Here is a 20,141-nt window from a genome sequence, read left to right as displayed (position 1 = left end):
ATGGACGCATCGCAAGACCAGTTCGCGATCCGCGTCCGTGATCTCGTGGTCGGCTTCGGCCGCCAGACGGTGCTCGACCATCTGTCGCTCGATGTCCGCCGCGGCGAGATCCTTGGCTTGGTCGGGGCGTCCGGCGGCGGCAAGTCGGTGCTGATGCGGACCATCATCGGCCTGATCCCGCGCCGGGGCGGGACCATCGACGTCATGGGACAACCGACCGGGGGGCACGGTCGAGGCGCAGCCACGACATGGGGCATTCTGTTCCAGCAGGGGGCGCTGTTCTCCTCGCTGACGGTCCGCCAGAACGTCCAGTTTCCCTTGCGCGAAAATCTGGTCCTGTCGCAGGAGCTGATGGACGAGATCGCGATCGCCAAGCTCGAAATGGTCGGCCTGCGTCCCCAGGACGCCGACAAATATCCGGCGGAGCTGTCCGGCGGCATGACCAAGCGCGTGGCGCTGGCCCGCGCGCTCGCGCTCGATCCGCCGATCCTGTTCCTGGACGAGCCGACCTCCGGCCTCGATCCGATCGCCGCCGGCGATTTCGATGCGCTGATCAAGACGCTGCAAAAGACGCTTGGGCTCACCGTGTTCATGGTGACCCACGATCTTGCGAGCCTGACCACCGTCTGCGACCGCGTTGCCGCGCTCGCCGACGGCAAGATCGTGGCGATCGGCCCGATGCGGGAATTGCTGCAATCCGAGCATCCCTGGGTGCGCGCTTATTTCCACGGCAAGCGCTCGCAGATGCTGCAACACGAGATGAGATGAGACATGGAAACCCGCGCTCCCTACGTGCTGATCGGCAGTTTCGTGCTGGCCGCGATCCTCGCGGTGTTCGGCTTCGTCTATTGGCTGAACAACACCGGCGGCATTGGGCCGCGCACGAACTACCATGTGCAATTCCAGGGGCCGGTGCCAGGCCTCCTGGTCGGGGCCGGCGTGCTGTTCAACGGCATCCGCGTCGGCGAGGTGACCCAGCTCGGGCTCGCGCCGGACAACCCGCGCTTCGTCAATGCCACGATTTCGGTTGCGACCGCCACGCCGGTCCGCTCCGATACCAGGGTCGGTCTCGAATTCCAGGGCCTGACCGGCGTGCCGGTGGTGACGTTGGAGGGCGGCATGATCGTCGCCAAATCCGGCGAGCCCGTGACCCTGATCGCCGAGGCCGGTGCTGGTCAGAGCATGACGCAGGCGGCGCGTGATGCGCTGCGGCGGGTCGATACGGTGCTTCAGGACAATTCCGGCCCGCTGAAGGATACCATCGCGAACTTCAAGACGTTCTCCGATGGGCTCGCGCGCAACACCGGAAAGATCGATGGCATTCTGGCCGGCCTGGAGAAGATGACCGGCGGCGGCGCTCCCGCGCAGAAGGTCACCTACGACCTGCACATTCCGCAGAACCTCGGGCCTGCCGGCAAGACGCTCTCGGCGTCTCTGGCCATCCCCGAGCCGAGCGCGGTCGCAATGCTGCAGACCCAGCGCATGCTGTTCGCGCCCGTCGGCGACAGGCCTGGCTTTGCCGACTTCCTCTGGGCCGACAGCATTCCGAAACTGGTGCAGGCACGCCTGATCGACAGTTTCGAGAATTACGACATCGCCCATGCCCCATTGCGCACGAGCGACCTCGGTCAGGCGGATTACCAGCTCCTGATCGACATCCGGCGCTTTCGGATCGCCACGGAGGGCGAGGCGAGGGTGGAGATCGGACTGTCGGCGCGGATCGTCGACAAGAACGGCAAGGTGGTTGCCTCGCGTCTGGTCGAAACCAGCGAGAAGCTCGACAAGGTCGAGCCCGCCGCTTCAGTCGCCGCCTTCGACGCGGCCTTTGCCCGCATCGCCAAGGAGCTGATCGGCTGGACCGTGCAGGCGGTATGACGCCCGTTATTCCAGGGTTTTCAGGTAGGACAGAAGGTCGTGGATCTGGTCTGGATTGAGTTCGAAGGCCGGCATGTCGGCGTGACCGGTGTTGATTCCCTCGGCCAGCGCCTCGCCCAGGGTCTCGATGGGGTAACGCCGATGCAGGATGCGCAGCGGGGGTGCGCCCTCGAGCGGGCTGCGGGAGGCGCGGTCAATGGCATGGCAGCGCGCGCAATTGGCCCTTGCAAAGGCCTTGCCACGCTGTTCGGCGGTCGGTGCCGCCAGGGCAGGCGCAATTAGAAGCAGCCCAATCAGGCTGTGACGTAGGGCGCCTTGCAGCATGGAAAAATGATCCCGTCGAGCTCTGGAGCAGAATAAAACGGGGATGCCACCCAAATTTGATCTGAGTCAATTGGCTTTGGCGCAGTGCAGTAAAATCCAGCCGCGCGGTGGACTCGGCCTGGGGGCGGGGTGCAGCCGGCGCGGGGAGCGGTGGATGAAGCCTTCCGTGGTCATGATTGAGCCGAACGGACATTTTTGCAACGATTGTGCCGTACGCGGTGCGGCTGTTTGTTCGTCGCTGAATGCGATCGAGCTCAGGGAGTTCGAGCATCTCGGACGCCGCGTTCATTTCGAGTCGGGCGAGACCGTTTTCTCTGAAGAGGACATCACGACCTCGTTCTACAACGTCCTTGAGGGCGTCATGCGGCTGTACAAGCTGCTGCCCGACGGCCGGCGGCAGATCGTCGGTTTCGCCTTGCCTGGCGATTTCCTGGGGATGAACCTTTCCGGCCGGCACAATTTTTCGGCCGATGCGATCGGTGTCGTGACCGTGTGCCAGTTCGCCAAAGCTCCGTTCAGCCGTTTCATCGAAGACCGGCCGCTTCTGCTCAAGCGGATCAACGAGCTGGCCATTCGCGAGTTGAGCCAGGCGCGCGATCATATGGTGCTGCTGGGCCGTCGTTCGGCCGACGAGAAGGTAGCGACCTTCCTGCTCGGCTGGCGTGAACGGCTGGTCGCGAACAAGGGCCTATCCGACACGGTTCCACTGCCGATGAGCCGCCAGGACATCGCCGACTACCTCGGCCTGACCATCGAAACCGTCAGTCGCACCTTCACCAAGCTGGAGCGTCACGGCGTGATCGAGATTATTCACGGCGGCATAAGCCTGCTCGATCCGGCGCGCGCCGAGGCGCTGGCTGCGGCCTGACCTTCCGACGCCCCCCACGTTTTTGATCTCGATCAATGACGCCGTCCCGCTGCAGCAAAATAATGCTGCAAATCATGGGGGAGGGAACAATGCCCGCTGACGCGTTGCTGGTGACCGTTGTCGTCGTCGCAATCTTCGTCGTATTTGCCGCTGTCCTGGCTTGGGCCGACCGGCAAACCAATTCCATCCGGCTCGACCCGGATTCCAAGCGCTGAAGCTCCCGAGATCGTAGTCCGCTCAGACCTGCCAACAGGCTGACGCTCGTCCGGCCGGCTTGGCTGTTCGCCGGCCTTCTCGACGCATTGCGGCCTTGCGTCGCCCGCAACTCTGCATCGATTCGAATGCCCTGGTGCAGCCTTCGGATGCGGGCTTTCGGCTCGACCGCGGCTTTTTCGCCTCATTTGTCTCAAACCCCGCGCGTGCTTTCCGGTTGAAAAGCCTGATAACGTTGACTACGCAGGAACCTCAGTGCCTCGCAGTCTTAGGAGCCGCGGCGTGCCTCAGGACAAGACCGGCGATCCCCGACAGTCGGCGGGCAACAAGCTATCGGTCCTGCGCAAGCACCCGATCTTCGCGGATCTGGAGCCGGAAGCGCTCGATCAGCTCTGTCGCTACGCCAAGCACACCACCGTGAAGCGCGGCGCGACGATCGCCGCCAAGGGCGATCCCGGCAACAATCTGTTCGCGGTGATCTCGGGGACGGTGAAGATCTCCTCCTCCTCGCCGGATGGCCGTAACGCGATTCTCAACCTGATCGGTCCCGGGGAAATCTTCGGCGAGATCGCGGTGCTCGACGGCGCGCCGAGATCGGCCGATGCAACCGCCAACACCAATTGCGAGCTCTACATCATCGACCGTCGGGACTTCCTGCCGTTCGTGAAGAGCCAGCCGGCGCTGGCGATGAAATTCATCGAGCTGCTCTGCGCACGCCTGCGCTGGACCAGCCAGCAGGTCGAGCAGGTGATCCTGCAGAATCTGCCGGGCCGGCTCGCGAGCGCGCTGCTCGGTCTCACCGAGGAGCGCAAGTTCGACTCCGGCAGCGGCACGCTCGCCATCACGCAGCAGGAGATCAGCGAGATGGTGGGGATGACGCGCGAGAGCATCAACAAGCAATTGCGCGCCTGGGCCGGCCGCAACTGGGTTCGCCTCGAGCACGGCGCCATCGTCGTGCTGGATACGGATGCGCTGCGCGAACTCGCCGAGAGCGGCCTCGACGGCGAGTGACGGCGTCCGCCTAAGTGTCGATGATGGCGACGGCGCGGGTCCACCCCGCCGAGGCGCGTTCGATCTTGACCGGAAAGCATGAGACCGTGAATCCGGTCGAAGGCAATTGGTCGAGGTTGTGCAGCTTCTCAAGATGGCAATAGCCGATATGCCGTCCCGCCTTGTGGCCCTCCCAGATCAGGCCGGCGTCGCGCGTCTCGACATATTTCTTCGCGGTATAGACGAACGGCGCGTCCCAGCTCCAGCCGTCGGTGCCGGTCAGCCGCACGCCGCGCTCGAGCAGGTACATGGTGGCTTCATAGCCCATGCCGCAGCCGGAATTGACGTATTCGGCCTTGCCGAACTTTGCGCCGGCGCTGGTGTTGACCACCACGATCTCCAGCGGAGACAAGGTGTGCCCGATGCGTTTCAGCTCCTTCTCGACGTCGTCGGCGCTCGCCACATAGCCGTCGGGCAGATGCCGGAAGTCGAGCTTCACGCCGGACTGAAAGCACCATTCCAGCGGGACCTCGTCGATCGTCCATGACCGTTCGCCGCGGTTCATGGTCGGATGGAAGTGCCAGGGCGCGTCGAGATGCGTGCCGTTGTGGGTCGACAGCGAGACCTGCTCGACGGCCCAGCCCTGGCCGTCAGGCAGATCCTGGGCCTTGAGGCCGTCGAAGAATTGCAGCATCCGCGGCAGGCCCTGCTGGTGGTCGATATACTGGATGGTCGGATGGTTGCCCGGCGGATCGGCCGTCACGTCGTTTCTGAGCGGCACCGAGATATCGATCAGCTTCCGCGGCATTGGGCATTCCTTCGAGATGGTCCGCTGTTTCGGTCATCTTGAGGGGCCTCGATTGCTGGCGTCAAGTCGCGTGCCGGGCGGCAGCCTGCCCGCCCGACCCCACCGCAATGCGAATTGCGCCAGAAATCGATCGATGCAAGTGTTGCATCGATCGATGCCGGATTTGGCTTGGACAGAGAATGCCGCCCGCCCTACGGACGACATTGGCGCTTGACTTCATGTTTGAGGTGGAGCGACCCAAGGCGGCCCGCAGCATCCGCCGGACCACGACATAATCAACCCAGGAGGAAAGCCCAGATGAAGACACTCACCGGTATCATCACAGCCGTTGCACTGGCGGTCTCAGCGCCCCTGGCGTCCGCACGCGATTTCCGTTCGGCCGACGTCCACCCCGCCGATTATCCGACCGTCGAGGCGGTCAAGTTCATGGGCAAGCAGCTCGCGGCGGCGAGCGGCGGCAAGCTTGGTGTGAAGGTGTTTCCCAATGGAGCCCTGGGCTCCGAGAAGGACACCATCGAGCAGCTCAAGATCGGCGCACTCGACATGATGCGCATAAACGCATCGCCGCTCAACAACTTCGTGCCCGAGACCATCGCCCTGTGCCTGCCCTTCGTATTCCGTGACACGCAGCACATGCGCGCCGTGCTTGATGGGCCGATCGGCGACGAGATCCTGGCCGCGATGGAGCCTGCGGGCCTGGTCGGTCTCGCCTATTACGACAGCGGCGCCCGGTCCATCTACACCGTCAAGGCACCCGTCAAGTCGCTCGCCGACCTCAAGGGCCTGAAGATCCGCGTCCAGCAATCCGATCTCTGGGTCGGCATGATCCAGAGCCTCGGCGCCAACCCGACGCCGATGCCGTATGGCGAGGTCTATACCGCGCTGAAGACCGGCCTGGTGGACGCGGCCGAGAACAACTGGCCGTCCTACGAGTCCTCGCGCCATTTCGAGGCGGCCAAGTTCTACAACATCACCGAGCACTCCCTCGCGCCCGAAGTTCTCGTGATGTCGAAAAAGGTCTGGGACACGCTGAGCAAGGAGGATCAGGCGACGATCCGCAAGGCGGCCAAGGAATCGGTGCCCGTGATGCGCAAGCTGTGGGATGAGCGTGAGCAGGCGTCCCGCAAGACCGTCGAGGCGGCCGGCGTTCAGGTCGTCACGATCGCCAACAAGACGGAATTCGTCGATGCGATGAAGCCGGTCTATCAGAAGTTCGCCGGCGACGAGAAGCTGCAGAGCCTCGTCAAGCGTATCCAGGGCACGAAGTAGACGCCAGCGCCGCGGGCCCGGCATCGCCGCGAGGTGACCCGGGCCCTCGCAAGGAGACGCGGGATGACAGACCCACACGTCGCAGATCACGAGCATGACGCGGTCTCCCGACGCCGCTCCAACGGCGTGCTGTCGCGGATCAACGCACCCATTGCGCGCGCGGGCATGTATCTGTCGGTGACCGGACTGCTCGTCATCGTCGCCATCGTCTTCTACCAGGTATTCGGACGTTACGTGCTCAATTCCAGTCCGACCTGGACAGAGAACCTTGCGCTCGTGCTGATCCTCTATGTCACGCTGATCGGCGCCGCCGTCGGCGTGCGCGATGCCGGACATATCGGCATGGACAGCCTGCTGGTGATGCTGCCGAACCACGCGCGAGAGAAGATCGAGATCGTGATCCACGTGCTGGTCGCCGCGTTCGGCGTCGCCATGGCCTATAATGGTTGGATCCTTGGGGCGTCCGTCGGCACCGTGAAGATCCCCAATCTCGGCCTTCCCGAGGTGATCCGCTACGTGCCGCTGATCGCCTCCGGTCTCCTGATCGTCTCCTTTTCCATCGAGCACATCATTGCTCTCCTGCGCCGCGAAGAGGTCGTCCCCTCATGGAACTGATCATCCTCGGCGCCACCTTTTTCGGCTTCCTGATCCTCGGCGTGCCGGTTGCCTTCGCGATCGGCCTCTCCGCGATCTGCACCATCCTCTACGAAGGCCTGCCCGTCGCCGTCATCTTCCAGCAGATGATGTCGGGGATGAACATCTTCTCGTTCCTCGCGATTCCCTTCTTCGTGTTCAGCGGTGAGCTGATGCTGCACGGTGGCGTCGCCGACAAGATCGTCCAGCTCGCCAAGAATCTGGTCGGACACATCCGCGGCGGCCTCGGCATGTCGAACGTGGTCGCCTGCACCCTGTTCGGCGGCGTCTCCGGCTCGCCCGTGGCCGACGTCTCGGCGATGGGCGCGGTGATGATCCCGATGATGAAGAAGGAAGGGTTCGACACCGACTACGCCGTCAACGTCACCACGCACGCTTCGCTGGTCGGCGCCTTGATGCCGACCAGCCACAACATGATCATCTATGCGCTCGCCGCCGGCGGCAAGGTCTCGATCGGTGCGCTGATCGCGGCCGGTCTGCTGCCAGCGCTCGTGCTGATGGTCTGCATGCTGGTCGCTGCCTACGCGGTCGCGGTGAAGCGCGGTTATCCGGCCGGCAAGTTTCCGGGTTGGCCCGAGGTGTTCCGCTCGTTGGCAGCCGCGCTGCCGGGCCTTCTGATCGTCGGCATCATCCTGGCGGGCATCCTGTCCGGTGTCTTCACGGCAACGGAATCGGCGGCCATCGCGGTCACATACACGATGCTGCTGACGTTCTTCATCTACCGCACCATGACCTGGAGCAATTTCCTGCGCGCGGCCGCCAAGGCAGTGAAGACGACGGGCGTGGTGCTGCTTTTGATCGGCGTCTCCACCATGTTCCAATATCTGATGGGGCTTTACGAGGTGGCCGATCTCGCCGGCGAAATGATGAGCAAGATCTCGTCGCAGCCTTGGGTCATCTTCCTGCTCATCAACGTCATTCTGTTCGTGCTCGGCACCTTCATGGACATGGCCGCGACCATCCTGATCTGCACCCCGATCTTCCTGCCGATCGCGATGAAGGCGGGCATGGATCCGGTGCAGTTCGGCATGCTGATGCTGATCAATTGCGCCCTGGGGCTGAACACGCCGCCGGTCGGAACGACGCAGTTCGTCGGCTGCGCCATCGGCGGCATCTCGGTGGGCGCGGTGATGCGTACCATCCTGCCATTCTACGCTGCGCTGATCGCAGCTCTGATGTTCGTGACCTACGTCCCCGCATTCTCGCTGTGGCTGCCGCGCCTCTTGATGGGCTACAAGGGATAGCAGCAGTACAGGAGAGGCTATCAGTGACGGACTATCGCAAGCTTTTCGATCTCACCGGCAAGACGGCCGTGGTGCTCGGCGCCGCCTCGGGCATCGGCAAATCGTCGGCCGAGGCGCTGGCCGGGCTGGGGGCCCGCGTTGTCTGCGCCGATCGCACGCTTGACGGGGCGGAGGCGACCGCCGTCGGCATTCGCGACAAGGGCGGCTGGGCCGAGGCAGCCAGCTGCGACGCCGCGAGCGCTGCGGACGTCAATGCGCTTGCCAAGGTCGTGATGCAGAAATTCCCGCGGCTCGACATCGCCGTGACGACGCCCGGCCTCAACATCCGCAAGACCATCCTCGACTACACCGAGGAGGATCTCGACCGCGTCCTCAACCTCAACGTCAAGGGCACGGTCTACTTCTTCCAGGCCTTCGGCCGCATCATGGTCGCGCAGAAGGGTGGCAGCATCATCGCCTGCTCCTCGGTACGCGCGGTGACCATCGAGCCGGGCCTCGGCGTCTACGGCTCGACCAAGGCGGCGATCGGCCTGCTGGTGAAGGGTTTTGCCTCCGAGGTCGGCCATGCCGGCGTGCGCGTCAACGCGATCGCACCGAGCATCGCCGAGACGGCGCTCACCGGTCCGTTCAAGCAGCGGCCCGACATCTACAATCTCTATGCCGGCCATACCGTGTTCAACCGCTGGAGCAGTGCCGACGAGGTCGCGACCGCCGTCGCCTATCTCGCTTCGGATGCCGCAAGCTATGTCAGCGGCAGCACTCTGTTCGTCGATGGCGGCTGGACCGCCGTCGACGGTCCGCCGACCGGTCTCACCCAGCTGCACAAGTAACGCAGCCCATTTCGGCATTGCGCCTGCGCGTCACGGCCGTCGTGTGGCGCAACCGTGCCGCCTTCGCTGTTGCAGCAGGAACCGCCGGCGCACACGGTTTGAGCAATTCGCATGGGCGCTGCCGGATAAATGCCCCTCGGCTGGCCGGTATTTTGGTGTTACGAACTGAGACATGAACCAGCACGCCAAGATTGACGCCAAGGTCGAAATCCGCCATTCGACCTGTCCGCATGATTGCCCCTCCGCCTGCGCCCTCGATGTCGAGGTGGTCGAGGGCCGCAGCATCGGCCGCGTCCGCGGCTCGAAGCGGCAGACCTACACCGCCGGCGTCGTCTGCGCCAAGGTCGCCCGCTACGCCGAGCGCATCCATCATCCTGAGCGGCTGATCCACCCGCTGCGCCGCACTGGACCGAAGGGCTCCGGGCAATTCGCGCGGATCTCCTGGGACGAGGCGCTGGACGAGATCGGGCACCGCTTCAACGCCGCCGAGCGCGAGTTCGGCGCGGAATCGATCTGGCCCTATTACTACGCGGGCACGATGGGGCTGGTGATGCGCGACGGTCTCAACCGCCTCACGCATGTGAAGAAATATTCGCGCTTCTATCAGACCATCTGCGCCAACGTTGCCCGCATCGGCTTTGCGATCGGCACCGGCAAGATCGCCGGCGCCGATCCGCGCGAGATGGCGCTGTCCGATCTCGTCGTGATCTGGGGTACCAATCCCGTCAACACCCAGGTCAACGTGATGACGCACGCCGCCCGTGCGCGGAAAGAGCGTGGCGCGAGGATCGCGGCGGTCGACATCTACGACAACGACACCATGAAGCAGGCCGACATCAAGATCATCCTGCGGCCCGGTACCGACGGCGCCTTTGCCTGCGGCGTCATGCATGTCCTGTTCCGTGACGGCTATGCCGACCGCGCCTATATGGACAAGTACACGGACTGCCCTGCCGAGCTCGAGGCGCATCTGAAGACGCGCACGCCGGAATGGGCGTCCGCGATCACAGGCGTGCCGGTGGCGGAGATCGAGGCCTTCGCCAAGGCAGTCGGCGAGACCAAACGGACCTTCTTCCGCTTCGGCTACGGCTTCACGCGCAGCCGCAATGGCGCGACGCAGATGCACGCGGCAAATTGCATTCCCGCGGTGACCGGCGCCTGGCAATACGAAGGCGGCGGTGCCTTCTTCAACAACTACGCGCTATGGCGCTTCAACGAATCCATCATCGAGGGCCACGATGCCATCGATCCTGGCATCCGCGCACTGGACCAGTCCAAGATCGGCCGCATCCTCACCGGCGACAGCGAAGCCCTGCGCGGCAAGGGCCCGGTCAAGGCGATGCTGATCCAGAATACCAATCCCATGACGGTGGCGCCGGAGCAGGCGCTGGTGCGGCAGGGCTTTGCGCGCGAGGATCTGTTTGTCGCGGTGCATGAGCAGTTCATGACCGAGACGGCGCAGATGGCCGACATCGTGCTGCCGGCGACCATGTTCATGGAGCATGACGATCTCTATTACGGCGGCGGCCACCAGCACATCTCGGTAGGGCCGAAGTTGATCGATCCGCCCGGCGAATGCCGCTCCAACCACTGGGTTCTGCAGGCGCTGGCGCCGCGGCTCGGTGCCAGGCATCAGGGTTTCGAGATGACCCCGCGCGAGTTGATCGACGCGACGCTGAAGCTGAGTGGCCACGGCGACATCGGCGGCCTCGAGGCCGATCTCTGGCGCGACCTGCAACCGGATTTCTGCACGTCGCACTATCTCGACGGCTTCGCCCATGCCGACGGCAAATTCCACTTCAAGGCCGATTGGGCCCACCCGCCATTCGGCGTGACCATGGGCGATGTCGACAAGATGCCGTCATTGCCGGATCATTGGGCCGTGATCGAGCAAACCGATCAGGCCCATCCGTTCCGGCTCGCGACCAGCCCCTCGCGCAGCTTCCTCAATACTACCTTCAACGAGACGCCGTCCTCGCAGGCGCGCGAGGGCAAGGCGAGCGTGATGATCCACCCGCTGGATGCCGCCGCCCTCGACATCGCCGACGGCGATGCGGTGACGCTCGGCAATACGCGGGGCGAGACCACGTTGATCGCAACCTTGTTCGACGGCGTGCGGCGCGGCGTCCTGATTGCGGAATCCGTTCATCCCAACAAGAATCATATCGGCGGCCGTGGCATCAACATGCTGACGGGCGCCGAGGCCGTCGCGCCGATCGGCGGGGCCGCGTTCCATGACAACAAGGTCTGGATCAGGAAAGCTGTCGCGGCCTGAGGGGCGCTCCGCCTCATTCGCCGGCAAATTTGCGTCGAGACGCTAAAGCGCCGCGGCGCAGTAGTTTGCGCTTGCACCTTGCGTCGGAGCTGCCGCAAATGGCGGCAAGAAGCGACGGAAGCGAGCCTACCATGACCGACACCACAGCAATCATCACCGAGAAGCGCGGGCAGGCGTTCTGGATCACCATCAACCGGCCGGAGAAGCGCAACGCGCTGAACGGCGAGGTCATCGCCGGCATCACCAAAGGCTATCGCGACGCGCATGACGACAAGGACGTCCGCGTCATCGTACTGACGGGCGCCGGCGACAAGGCGTTCTGCGCCGGCGCTGATTTGCAGAATTCCGGCGCCGCTTTCGCGATGGACCATTCCAAGCCAAATGTCGACTATGCCGACCTGCTGCGTTTGTCGCAGAATGCCACCAAGCCCGCGATTGCGCGGGTGGGCGGCGTCTGCATGGCCGGCGGCATGGGCTTGCTCTGCATGACCGACATGGCGATCGCGGCCGATCACGTCGTGTTCGGCCTGCCGGAGGTCAAGGTCGGCGTGTTCCCGATGCAGGTGCTGAGCCTGCTCCAGCGCATCGCGCCGCCGCGCCTCGTCAACGAATGGGCGCTCACGGGCGAACCGTTCGACGCCAAGGCCGCGCAGGCTGCGGGCCTGCTCAACTACGTCGTGCCGGCCGCCGAGCTCGATGCCAAGGTCGACTGGCTGATCGGCCGCATCGTCGACAAGTCCCCGACAGCGATCCGCCGCGGCAAGTACGCCATGCGGGCCATCGCTGCGATGTCGTTCGACGAGAGCATCGCCTATACCGAAAGCCAGATCGCATTGCTCGCAATGACCGAGGACGCCAAGGAAGGCCTCAAGGCCTTCAGCGAGAAGAGGAAGCCGGTCTGGACGGGGCGGTGAGGCCTGCGCTCTCGCGTCCGGGGGACGAGCCCGCCGTCATTCCGGGTCGCGCGTAGCGCGAGCCCGAAATCCATCGTGCAGCAAGCGACGCGGGGAAATGGATTCCGGGCTCGCGCCAAGTAGCGCGCCCCGGAATGGCAAGCTACCCCGCATTTGCCTTCAACCCCGCGGCTTGAATACCCGCCACCGCGCAAGCTTCGTCATTGTCTGACGTATCGCCGGAGACGCCGACCGCGCCGAGCAGGGTCGTGCCGTCCATGATCAGCACGCCGCCGGGTACCGGCACCAGCGCGCCCTTGGCGATCGTGTTCACGGCATCGATGAAATAGGCCTGCTCCTGGGCGCGTTGGAACAGCGCGCGCGAGCCCATGCCCATGGCCAGTGCGCCATAGGCCTTGCCGTGCGCGATCTCGGCGCGCATCAGGCTGGTGCCGTCCTGCGCGGCGGCAAGCTTGAGCACGCCGCGCGCGTCCAGGATGGTCACGACCAGCGGCTTCAGCTTGAGCTCGCCGGCCTTCGCGAGGGCGGCGTCGAGGATCTTGCGGGAAACTTCGAGCGTGAGGTCAGCCATGGCTGGGTTCCTTTGCAGTGGTGGACGTGGAATTGGGCTCAGCACGATCGAGGCTCAGCGCCAGCACGCGTGCGACGTGGAGCGCCTCGCGCTGCGTGCCGTCGTGGATCTGATGACGGCAGGACGTGCCGTCGGCAACGACGAGCGTCGTTTCACCTGCGCGCCGCACGGCGGGCAGCAGTGACAGCTCGGCCATCTCGATCGAGGCATCATAGGTGTCGGCGCCATAACCGAAGGCACCGGCCATGCCGCAGCAGCTGGACTCGATGGTCTCGACCTTGAGGCCCGGAACGAGCCGGAGCACCTGCTCGACCGGCTTGAAGGCGCCAAAGGATTTTTGGTGACAATGGCCGTGCACCACGGCCTTGTCGGCGACGCTGCCGAGCGGCAGTTGCAGCCGGCCGGCTTCGGCCTCGCGCACCAGGAATTCCTCGAAGGTCAGCGCATGCGCGCCGACCGCCTTGGCGTCGTTGTCCTTGCGCAGCGAAGCGAGCTCGTCGCGCAGCGTCAGCAGGCAGCTCGGCTCGAGGCCGACGATCGGCACGCCCCGTGCGGCAAAGGGCGCGAAGGCGGTCACGAGCCGGTCGAGCTCGGCTCTGGCTTCATGGACGAGACCGGCGGAGAGGAAGGTGCGGCCGCAGCAGAGCGGGCGGCCGCCGCTTGCCGGCCTGGGCAGATGTACGCGATAGCCGCCGGCCACGAGCACGCGCAGCGCAGCGTCGAGGTTTTCCCGCTCGTAGATACGATTGAAGGTGTCGGCGAACAGCACGACCTCGCGGCCGGCTTGCGGGCCGACGCTTTCGGTCGGCGGCACGAACACGTCGCTGCGGAAGGCGGGCAGCGCCCGGCGCGCGCTGATGCCGGCAAAGCGCTCGAACAATCGCCGCAGCCACGGGCTGCGATTGCGCAAATTCGCCAGCGGCGCGAAGCGCGAGGCGAGGCCGGCATAGCGGGGCAGATACGCGACGAGACGATCGCGCAGCGTCAGGCCGTGGCTCGCTGCCCGTGCCGCCAGCACCTCGATCTTCATCTTGGCCATGTCGACACCGGTCGGGCATTCGTGGCGGCAGGCCTTGCATGAGACGCAGAGTTTCAGGGTCTCCATCATCTCGTCGGACGCTAGCGCATCAGGGCCGAGCTGACCGGAGATCGCGAGCCGCAGCGTGTTGGCACGCCCGCGGGTGACGTCCTTCTCATTGCGCGTGGCGCGATAGGACGGGCACATCACGCCGCCCTCCAGCTTGCGGCAGGCGCCGTTGTTGTTGCACATCTCGACCGCGCCCTGGAAGCCGCCGCCGGCGCCGGGATAGGCGGACCAGTCGAGCTTTGTTTTCAGCTCACCGACGCGATAATCGGGCTTGAAGCGAAACAGCGAGCGGTCGTCCATCCTAGGCGCATCGACGATCTTGCCGGGGTTGAGGACGCCGCCGGGATCGAAGCGCTGCTTCACCTCCCTGAAGTCGGCGACGAGGCGCGCGCCGAACATGGTCTCGTGGAATTCCGAGCGGACCAGGCCGTCGCCGTGCTCGCCGGAATGCGAGCCCTTGTATTCTCGCACCAGCGCGAACGCCTCCTCGGCGATGGCGCGCATCGCCTTGACGTCCTTCTCCAGCTTCAAATTCAGCACGGGACGCACGTGCAGGCAGCCCTCGGAGGCGTGCGCATACATCGTGCCGCTGGTGCCGTGCCTGGCAAATACCTCGTTCAGCCGCGCGGTGTAATCGGCAAGGTGCGGCAGCGGCACGGCGCAATCCTCGACGAAGGAGACCGGCTTGCCTTCCTGCTTCATCGACATCATGACATTGAGGCCGGCGGCGCGAAAATCGGCGATGCCGCTCTGCAGCGCCGGCTCGATGATCTCGACCACGCCACCCCATTTGCGCGTATCGTTATTCCAGCCGAAGCCGAGATCGCCCATCAGCTCGCCGAGCTGCTTCAGGCGGATGAGGTTATCCGCCTGGTCCTCCTCGGCGAACTCGACCACCAGCACGGCATCCGGATCGCCCTTGATGGCCGCGGAGATGACGGGTGCGAACATCGCGATGTCGCGGCCGAGCGCGATCATGGTGCGATCGACCAGCTCGACCGCGATCGGCTTGAGCTTGACCAGATGCTGGGCCGCATCCATCGCCTCGTAGAAACTGCCGAAATGGCAGACGCCGAGGACCTTGTTGCGGATCACCGGCCACAGCTTCAGCTCGACCTTGGTGGTGAAGGCCAGCGTCCCTTCCGAGCCGACCAGGAGATGCGCCATGTTGTTCGGCGCGTTGCGCGGCACCAGCGCATCGAGATTGTAGCCGCCGACGCGGCGCTGCACTTTGGGAAACCGCGCCGCGATCTCCTCGGCTTCGCGGGAGCCGAGATCGAGCATGTCGCGAAACAGCGCCCGGACTTTGACGTCTGCATCAACATCGGAGAGATCGCGCGAGACTTCGCCGAAGCGGCTCAGCGTGCCGTCGGCGAGCGCGGCCTCCATCGACAGTGTGTTGTCGCGCATGGTGCCGTAGCGCAAGGAGCGGCCGCCGCAGGAATTGTTGCCGGCCATGCCACCGATGGTGGCGCGCGAGGCGGTGGAGACGTCGACCGGAAACCACAGCCCGTGCTTTTTGAGCTGCCGGTTGAGGTCGTCGAGCACGATGCCGGGCTCGACCACGCAGGTCCGGCCCTCGACGTCGAGCGACAGGATCCGGTTCAGATGCTTGGAGAGATCGACCACGAGCCCGTCATTGACGGTCTGGCCGCATTGCGAGGTGCCGCCGCCGCGCGGGGTGACCTTCAGCCCCTCGTCGCGGGCAATCGCCAGCGCCCGCAGGGCCTCGTCCATGGTCTTGGGCGCCACCACGCCAGCTGGCACGATCTGATAGAACGAGGCGTCGGTGGCGTAGCGGCCGCGGCTGAAGGGGTCGAACAGGACGTCGCCGGTCAGCTCCGACCGCAAGCGCCGTTCGAACGAGGAGGCGTTTGTCATCCCTGATCCCGGACTGATCCAGTAAGGCTCAGCCTTGCTGAGTTATTCATTATCGTTCCCGACCGACGCATTATGAATACAAAAATGAGCAGCTGGCCGCCTTCAAGGCGCGGCCGGCGCGGGCTCTTGGGGCTCGGTCAGGTGCTCAAGCGCCGCCGTCCGCTTGTTGCGCAGGTGCTGGAACAGGATGTCGCTGAGCTCGCTGCCGGCTCTCCGGCGCAGTGCATCGAGGATCGCCTCGTGCTCGCGCATCGCTTCCGCCCAGCGTTGCCGCTTGCGGGCGAAATTGGCGGAGTAGCGGACGCGGCGGATTCGGCCCGCGAAATTGGCATAGGCCGTCTTCAGCGTCTCGTTGCGCGCGGCCGCGACGATGCTCTCGTGGATGCGCTGGTTGGCCTGGAAATATCCGTGCATGTCGCGGTGCAGATAATGCCCGTACATCTCGTAATGCAGCTGCTCGATCGCGGTGATTTCCGCGTCGCTAATCGCCTCGCAGGCAAGGCGCCCGGCCAGGCTCTCCAGTCCCGCCATTACATCGAACAGCTCCTCGAGGTCGCGCTGGCTGAGCTGGCGCACTCGTGCGCCGCGGTTGGGCAAAAGCTCGATCAGGCCCTCGGCGGCAAGCACCTTAAGGGCCTCGCGCAGGGGCGTGCGGGAGATGCCGAGCATCTCGCAGAGTTGCCGCTCGGGAATGCGGCCTCCTTCCGGGATGTTGCCTTCCACCACGTAGTCGCGCAGCCGCAGCAGGATCTCGCCGTGAAGCGAGGCCTCCTGGCGGTCGCCGCCATTGCCTGCGGCGGGAGTGATCGGAACCCCGTTGTCGGGAATCGTGGATTTCATTTGCAGCACAATAGTTTGCCCGTCTGGTCGCGTCGACGTCCGCTATCGAATACCAAAATTCGATTGTCATGACAAAAAATGAATGCAAAATTGGGCGAGGCAAACCGGTCAGGGTCGCCGACTGGGAGGTTTTCATGCATCAGGGACGTCATTTCCTTCAGATTCCGGGCCCGAGCCCGGTCCCTGAGCGCGTCCTGCGCGCCATGGACATGCCCGTCATCGATCACCGCAGCTCCGAGTTCGGCGAGCTCGGCCGCGCCGTGCTCGAAGGCAGCCAGCAGATCTTCCAGACCAGGGGTCCGGTCGTGATCTTCCCCTCCTCGGGCACGGGGGCCTGGGAGGCTGCGATCGTCAACACGCTGTCGCCGGGTGACAAGGTGCTGATGGTCGAGACCGGTCATTTCGCCACGATGTGGCGGCAGATGGCCGGCCGCTTCGGCATCGAGGTCGATTTCGTCCCGGGCGATTGGCGGCGGGGCGCCGACCCAGCGGTGATCGAGGCAAAGCTCACTGATGACACCGCGCACGCGATCAAGGCCGTCATGGTCGTGCACAACGAGACCTCGACCGGCGCCACCAGTCGCATCGCCGAGATCCGCGCTGCGATCGATCGCGCCTCGCATCCGGCGCTGCTGATGGTCGACACCATCTCCTCGCTCGGCTCGGTCGACTATCGCCACGACGAGTGGAAGGTCGACGTCAGCGTCAGCTGCTCGCAGAAGGGTTTCATGCTGCCGCCCGGCCTCGGCTTCAACGCGATCTCGGAGAAGGCGCTGGCTGCGTCCAAAGCCAACCGGATGCCGCGCTCCTATTTCGACTGGGAGGAGATGCTCAAGCCGAATGCAAAAGGATTCTTCCCCTACACGCCCGCGACCAATCTGCTCTACGGCCTGCGCGAAGCGATCGCGATGCTGCTGGAAGAGGGGCTCGACAACGTGTTCGCGCGTCATCAGCGGTTGGCGGCTGCGACCCGGGCTGCCGTCAATCATTGGGGCCTCGAGATCCTTTGCCAGGAGCCGGCCGACTATTCGCCGGTGCTCACCGCGGTGCTGATGCCGCCGGGGCATGATGCCGACCAGTTCCGGAAAGTCGTGCTCGACAATTACAACATGTCGCTCGGCTCGGGCCTGTCGAAGGTCGCAGGCAAGGTCTTCCGCATCGGCCATCTCGGCGAATGCAACGCGCTGACGCTGCTCGGTGCGCTCACGGGCATCGAGATGGGCCTCTCGGTCGCCGGCGTGCCGCACCGCGCCGGAGGCGTCGACGTCGCGATGAAGCTCCTGGAGCAGCGCCCGCAGGGCAATGCCTCGCCGCATCTGAAGATCGTCGGCACGTAAGGGGGCGACTATGGCAGGGACGGCAGACGAGGGCAGGCCGGTCCGCCATGGGCGGACCAACCCTTTCGAAAGAGGACAAGCCGGTCAAATGGTGCTATTCGGCGCCCACCAAACCAAGGCTAGACCGGGAAGGACGCCGATGACCGTGCATACTGGAAGGCATTTCTTACAGATTCCAGGACCGACCAACGTGCCCGATCGCGTGCTGCGGGCGATGGACATGCCGACGCTGGACCATCGCGGTCCGGAGTTCGCCGAGCTCGGTTTTTCCGTTCTTGCTGCGATGCAGCGGGTGTTCCGCACCAAGCAGCCGGTGATCATCTTCCCGTCGTCCGGCACCGGCGCCTGGGAAGCGGCGATGGTCAACGTGTTCTCACCCGGCGACAAGGTGCTGATGTGCGAGACCGGCCAGTTCGCCGTGCTGTGGCGCGGCATCGCCGACAAGTTCAAGCTCGAGGTCGACTTCATCCCGAGCGACTGGCGTCATGGTGCCGACCTCGCCGAGATCGAGAATCGCCTGTCGGCCGACAAGCAGCATGCGATCAAGGCCGTCTGCGTCGTCCACAACGAGACCTCGACCGGCTGCGTGACGCCGCCGCTGGAGGTGCGCAAGCTGCTCGATCGGGTCAAGCATCCGGCGCTGTTGATGGTCGACACCATTTCCGGGCTCGGCTCGATGGAATACGAGCACGATGCTTGGGGTATCGACGTTTCGGTTGCCGGCTCTCAGAAGGGACTTATGCTGCCGCCCGGCCTCGGCTTCAACGCCGTCTCGGAAAAAGCGCTCGCGGTCGCCAAGGCCAACCCCGGCATGCGTTCCTATTGGGACTGGCAGGAAGTCATCAACTTCAACACGCTCGGCACCTTCCCCTATACGCCCGCCACCAATTTGCTCTACGGCCTGCGCGAGGCGGTCAAGATGCTGGAGGAGGAGGGGCTGGAGAACGTCTGGGCCCGTCACAAGCGCCACAGCGCCGCCACGCGTGCCGCGGTCAAGGTCTGGGGCCTGGAGACGCAGTGCTCCGACCCGGCTGCGCACTCGCCCGCGCTGACCGGCGTGCGCGTGCCTGAGGGCTTTGATGCCGACGCCTTCCGCAAGGTGGTGCTGGAGAACTTCGACATGTCGCTCGGCACCGGCCTGAACAAGGTCAAGGGCAAGGTCTTCCGCATCGGCCATATCGGCCATTTCAACGATCTGATGCTGATGGGCACGCTTGCCGGCGTCGAGATGGGCCTCGATCTCGCAAAAATTCCGCACCGCAGCGGCGGCGTGTTGGCGGCCATGGACGTCCTGAAGGGGCGCGAGGCGGTACCGATGACCAAGGCTCAGGTGGCCTGAACGAACTTGGAAAGTGAGCGCGTGATGAACGCACCTGCGACGACCAACGAAGACCTGCTCTACTCCGTCCGGGACGGCATCGCGCGGATCACTTTCAACCGCCCCCAGGCGCGCAACGCCATGACCTTCGCCATGTATGACCGCATGGCGGAGATCTGCCTGGAGATCAACGCCGATCGCTCGATCAAGGCGTTGATCCTGACCGGCGCCGGCGACAAGGCGTTCGCCTCCGGCACCGACATTTCCCAGTTTCGTGCATTCAAGACCGCGCAGGACGCGCTCGACTACGAGGCGCGCATCGACCGCGTGCTCGGTACGCTCGAGCAATGCCGCGTGCCCGTGATCGCGGCGATCGCGGGAGCCTGCACCGGCGGCGGCGCAGGCATTGCCGCCTGCTGCGATCTGCGCATCGGTACCGAGACGACGCGGATCGGCTTTCCAATTGCGCGCACGCTCGGCAACTGCCTGTCGATGTCCAACATCAGTCGCGTGGTCGCCTTGGTCGGACCCGCCCGCACCAAGGATTTGATCTTCAAGGCGCGCCTCGTCGAGGCACAGGAAGCCCTTGCGCTCGGCCTGCTCAACGAGGTCGTGCCCGATGTCGAGACGCTGCAGCGTCGCGCCGACGAGACCGCAAAGCTCGTGGCCAGCCACGCCCCGCTCACGCTGGAGGCGACCAAGGAAGCCGTGCGCCGCATCCGCCGTACGCTGTCGCGCGAAGAGGGCGAGGACCTGATCCTGAAGGCCTATATGAGCGAAGATTTCCGCGAGGGGATGGACGCCTTCCTCAACAAGCGCGCGCCGGTCTGGAAGGGCAGGTAA

Annotated in this window: 19 protein-coding genes; 14 read left to right on the top strand and 5 right to left on the bottom strand. The window is 64.8% G+C overall.

Going from position 1 to position 20,141, the window contains the following annotated elements:
• Both WI560_RS22605 and WI560_RS22600 read left to right on the top strand, forming a co-directional pair.
• On the top strand, window positions 1–768 hold the full coding sequence (locus tag WI560_RS22605) for an ABC transporter ATP-binding protein (RefSeq protein ID WP_028137647.1): 768 nt from the start codon (window positions 1–3) through the stop codon (window positions 766–768).
• A gap of 3 nt (window positions 769–771) precedes the next feature.
• The gene (locus WI560_RS22600) at window positions 772–1,875 is read left to right on the top strand and encodes an ABC-type transport auxiliary lipoprotein family protein (protein WP_375304928.1); all 1,104 of its coding nucleotides are present in this window, start codon (window positions 772–774) and stop codon (window positions 1,873–1,875) included.
• A gap of 6 nt (window positions 1,876–1,881) precedes the next feature.
• Here WI560_RS22600 and WI560_RS22595 read toward each other — a convergent pair whose 3' ends face one another.
• The gene (locus WI560_RS22595; protein WP_375304927.1) at window positions 1,882–2,199 is read right to left on the bottom strand and encodes a c-type cytochrome; all 318 of its coding nucleotides are present in this window, start codon (window positions 2,197–2,199) and stop codon (window positions 1,882–1,884) included.
• Window positions 2,200–2,353: 154 nt separating this feature from the next.
• On the opposite strand from WI560_RS22595, the gene WI560_RS22590 reads away from it, so the two are divergent.
• From WI560_RS22590 to WI560_RS22580, 3 genes are all read left to right on the top strand, one after another.
• Window positions 2,354–3,067, top strand: coding sequence for a helix-turn-helix domain-containing protein (locus WI560_RS22590; protein ID WP_257175688.1), 714 nt, complete (start codon window positions 2,354–2,356; stop codon window positions 3,065–3,067).
• 89 nt (window positions 3,068–3,156) lie between these two features.
• Window positions 3,157–3,282: a hypothetical protein gene (locus WI560_RS22585; RefSeq protein ID WP_257196387.1), complete on the top strand. Its 126-nt coding sequence runs from the start codon at window positions 3,157–3,159 to the stop codon at window positions 3,280–3,282.
• Between the two features lie 280 nt (window positions 3,283–3,562).
• Window positions 3,563–4,291 (top strand): Crp/Fnr family transcriptional regulator, encoded by a 729-nt coding sequence (locus tag WI560_RS22580; protein WP_028137643.1) that lies wholly within the window; start codon window positions 3,563–3,565, stop codon window positions 4,289–4,291.
• 10 nt (window positions 4,292–4,301) lie between these two features.
• Here WI560_RS22580 and WI560_RS22575 read toward each other — a convergent pair whose 3' ends face one another.
• Window positions 4,302–5,078, bottom strand: coding sequence for a cyclase family protein (locus WI560_RS22575; RefSeq protein WP_375304926.1), 777 nt, complete (start codon window positions 5,076–5,078; stop codon window positions 4,302–4,304).
• 297 nt (window positions 5,079–5,375) lie between these two features.
• Between WI560_RS22575 and WI560_RS22570 the strand changes: the two genes are divergently transcribed.
• From WI560_RS22570 to WI560_RS22545, 6 genes are all read left to right on the top strand, one after another.
• Window positions 5,376–6,347 (top strand): TRAP transporter substrate-binding protein, encoded by a 972-nt coding sequence (locus WI560_RS22570; protein ID WP_028137641.1) that lies wholly within the window; start codon window positions 5,376–5,378, stop codon window positions 6,345–6,347.
• A gap of 63 nt (window positions 6,348–6,410) precedes the next feature.
• Entirely contained in the window at window positions 6,411–6,962 is a 552-nt protein-coding gene (locus tag WI560_RS22565) for a TRAP transporter small permease (RefSeq protein ID WP_375304925.1), read from the top strand.
• Complete coding sequence (locus WI560_RS22560; RefSeq protein WP_375304924.1) at window positions 6,953–8,245, top strand: TRAP transporter large permease; 1,293 nt, start codon at window positions 6,953–6,955, stop codon at window positions 8,243–8,245. Before WI560_RS22565 ends, WI560_RS22560 begins: the two co-directional genes overlap by 10 nt.
• Window positions 8,246–8,268: 23 nt before the next feature.
• Entirely contained in the window at window positions 8,269–9,075 is an 807-nt protein-coding gene (locus tag WI560_RS22555; RefSeq protein WP_375304923.1) for an SDR family NAD(P)-dependent oxidoreductase, read from the top strand.
• Window positions 9,076–9,247: 172 nt separating this feature from the next.
• The gene (locus WI560_RS22550; RefSeq protein ID WP_375304922.1) at window positions 9,248–11,350 is read left to right on the top strand and encodes a molybdopterin oxidoreductase family protein; all 2,103 of its coding nucleotides are present in this window, start codon (window positions 9,248–9,250) and stop codon (window positions 11,348–11,350) included.
• A 131-nt stretch (window positions 11,351–11,481) separates the two neighbouring features.
• The gene (locus WI560_RS22545) at window positions 11,482–12,264 is read left to right on the top strand and encodes an enoyl-CoA hydratase/isomerase family protein (protein ID WP_375304921.1); all 783 of its coding nucleotides are present in this window, start codon (window positions 11,482–11,484) and stop codon (window positions 12,262–12,264) included.
• A 142-nt stretch (window positions 12,265–12,406) separates the two neighbouring features.
• Here WI560_RS22545 and WI560_RS22540 read toward each other — a convergent pair whose 3' ends face one another.
• From WI560_RS22540 to WI560_RS22530, 3 genes are all read right to left on the bottom strand, one after another.
• Window positions 12,407–12,835: a heme-binding protein gene (locus WI560_RS22540; RefSeq protein ID WP_375304920.1), complete on the bottom strand. Its 429-nt coding sequence runs from the start codon at window positions 12,833–12,835 to the stop codon at window positions 12,407–12,409.
• Window positions 12,828–15,803, bottom strand: a complete 2,976-nt coding sequence (locus tag WI560_RS22535) for an FAD-binding and (Fe-S)-binding domain-containing protein (RefSeq protein WP_375304919.1) — start codon at window positions 15,801–15,803, stop codon at window positions 12,828–12,830. The genes WI560_RS22540 and WI560_RS22535 overlap by 8 nt, the downstream gene beginning before the upstream one ends.
• A gap of 102 nt (window positions 15,804–15,905) precedes the next feature.
• Window positions 15,906–16,643: a GntR family transcriptional regulator gene (locus tag WI560_RS22530; protein ID WP_375304918.1), complete on the bottom strand. Its 738-nt coding sequence runs from the start codon at window positions 16,641–16,643 to the stop codon at window positions 15,906–15,908.
• 134 nt (window positions 16,644–16,777) lie between these two features.
• Between WI560_RS22530 and WI560_RS22525 the strand changes: the two genes are divergently transcribed.
• The 3 genes from WI560_RS22525 (at window position 16,778) to WI560_RS22515 (ending at window position 20,141) form a co-directional block, all read left to right on the top strand.
• Window positions 16,778–17,980, top strand: coding sequence for a pyridoxal-phosphate-dependent aminotransferase family protein (locus tag WI560_RS22525; protein WP_375304917.1), 1,203 nt, complete (start codon window positions 16,778–16,780; stop codon window positions 17,978–17,980).
• A gap of 139 nt (window positions 17,981–18,119) precedes the next feature.
• Entirely contained in the window at window positions 18,120–19,319 is a 1,200-nt protein-coding gene (locus tag WI560_RS22520; RefSeq protein ID WP_375304916.1) for a pyridoxal-phosphate-dependent aminotransferase family protein, read from the top strand.
• Between the two features lie 24 nt (window positions 19,320–19,343).
• Window positions 19,344–20,141: an enoyl-CoA hydratase/isomerase family protein gene (locus WI560_RS22515; RefSeq protein WP_375304915.1), complete on the top strand. Its 798-nt coding sequence runs from the start codon at window positions 19,344–19,346 to the stop codon at window positions 20,139–20,141.

This window comes from Bradyrhizobium sp. A11, from assembly GCF_042077125.1.
GTDB classification, from domain to species: domain Bacteria; phylum Pseudomonadota; class Alphaproteobacteria; order Rhizobiales; family Xanthobacteraceae; genus Bradyrhizobium; species Bradyrhizobium japonicum_B.
The sequence above is the reverse complement of the archived record's forward strand: the minus strand, read 5'-3'. Positions and strand labels throughout refer to the sequence as shown.

Bases quoted from the DNA above. Each gene is read 5' to 3' on its own strand.
- WI560_RS22605 (WP_028137647.1), top strand. From the start codon at position 1: ATGGACGCATCGCAAGACCAGTTCGCGATCCGCGTCCGTGATCTCGTG.
- WI560_RS22600 (WP_375304928.1), top strand. From the start codon at position 772: ATGGAAACCCGCGCTCCCTACGTGCTGATCGGCAGTTTCGTGCTGGCC.
- WI560_RS22595 (WP_375304927.1), bottom strand. From the start codon at position 2,199: ATGCTGCAAGGCGCCCTACGTCACAGCCTGATTGGGCTGCTTCTAATT.
- WI560_RS22590 (WP_257175688.1), top strand. From the start codon at position 2,354: ATGAAGCCTTCCGTGGTCATGATTGAGCCGAACGGACATTTTTGCAAC.
- WI560_RS22585 (WP_257196387.1), top strand. From the start codon at position 3,157: ATGCCCGCTGACGCGTTGCTGGTGACCGTTGTCGTCGTCGCAATCTTC.
- WI560_RS22575 (WP_375304926.1), bottom strand. From the start codon at position 5,078: ATGCCGCGGAAGCTGATCGATATCTCGGTGCCGCTCAGAAACGACGTG.
- WI560_RS22570 (WP_028137641.1), top strand. From the start codon at position 5,376: ATGAAGACACTCACCGGTATCATCACAGCCGTTGCACTGGCGGTCTCA.
- WI560_RS22565 (WP_375304925.1), top strand. From the start codon at position 6,411: ATGACAGACCCACACGTCGCAGATCACGAGCATGACGCGGTCTCCCGA.
- WI560_RS22560 (WP_375304924.1), top strand. From the start codon at position 6,953: ATGGAACTGATCATCCTCGGCGCCACCTTTTTCGGCTTCCTGATCCTC.
- WI560_RS22550 (WP_375304922.1), top strand. From the start codon at position 9,248: ATGAACCAGCACGCCAAGATTGACGCCAAGGTCGAAATCCGCCATTCG.
- WI560_RS22545 (WP_375304921.1), top strand. From the start codon at position 11,482: ATGACCGACACCACAGCAATCATCACCGAGAAGCGCGGGCAGGCGTTC.
- WI560_RS22540 (WP_375304920.1), bottom strand. From the start codon at position 12,835: ATGGCTGACCTCACGCTCGAAGTTTCCCGCAAGATCCTCGACGCCGCC.
- WI560_RS22535 (WP_375304919.1), bottom strand. From the start codon at position 15,803: ATGACAAACGCCTCCTCGTTCGAACGGCGCTTGCGGTCGGAGCTGACC.
- WI560_RS22530 (WP_375304918.1), bottom strand. From the start codon at position 16,643: ATGAAATCCACGATTCCCGACAACGGGGTTCCGATCACTCCCGCCGCA.
- WI560_RS22525 (WP_375304917.1), top strand. From the start codon at position 16,778: ATGCATCAGGGACGTCATTTCCTTCAGATTCCGGGCCCGAGCCCGGTC.
- WI560_RS22520 (WP_375304916.1), top strand. From the start codon at position 18,120: ATGACCGTGCATACTGGAAGGCATTTCTTACAGATTCCAGGACCGACC.
- WI560_RS22515 (WP_375304915.1), top strand. From the start codon at position 19,344: ATGAACGCACCTGCGACGACCAACGAAGACCTGCTCTACTCCGTCCGG.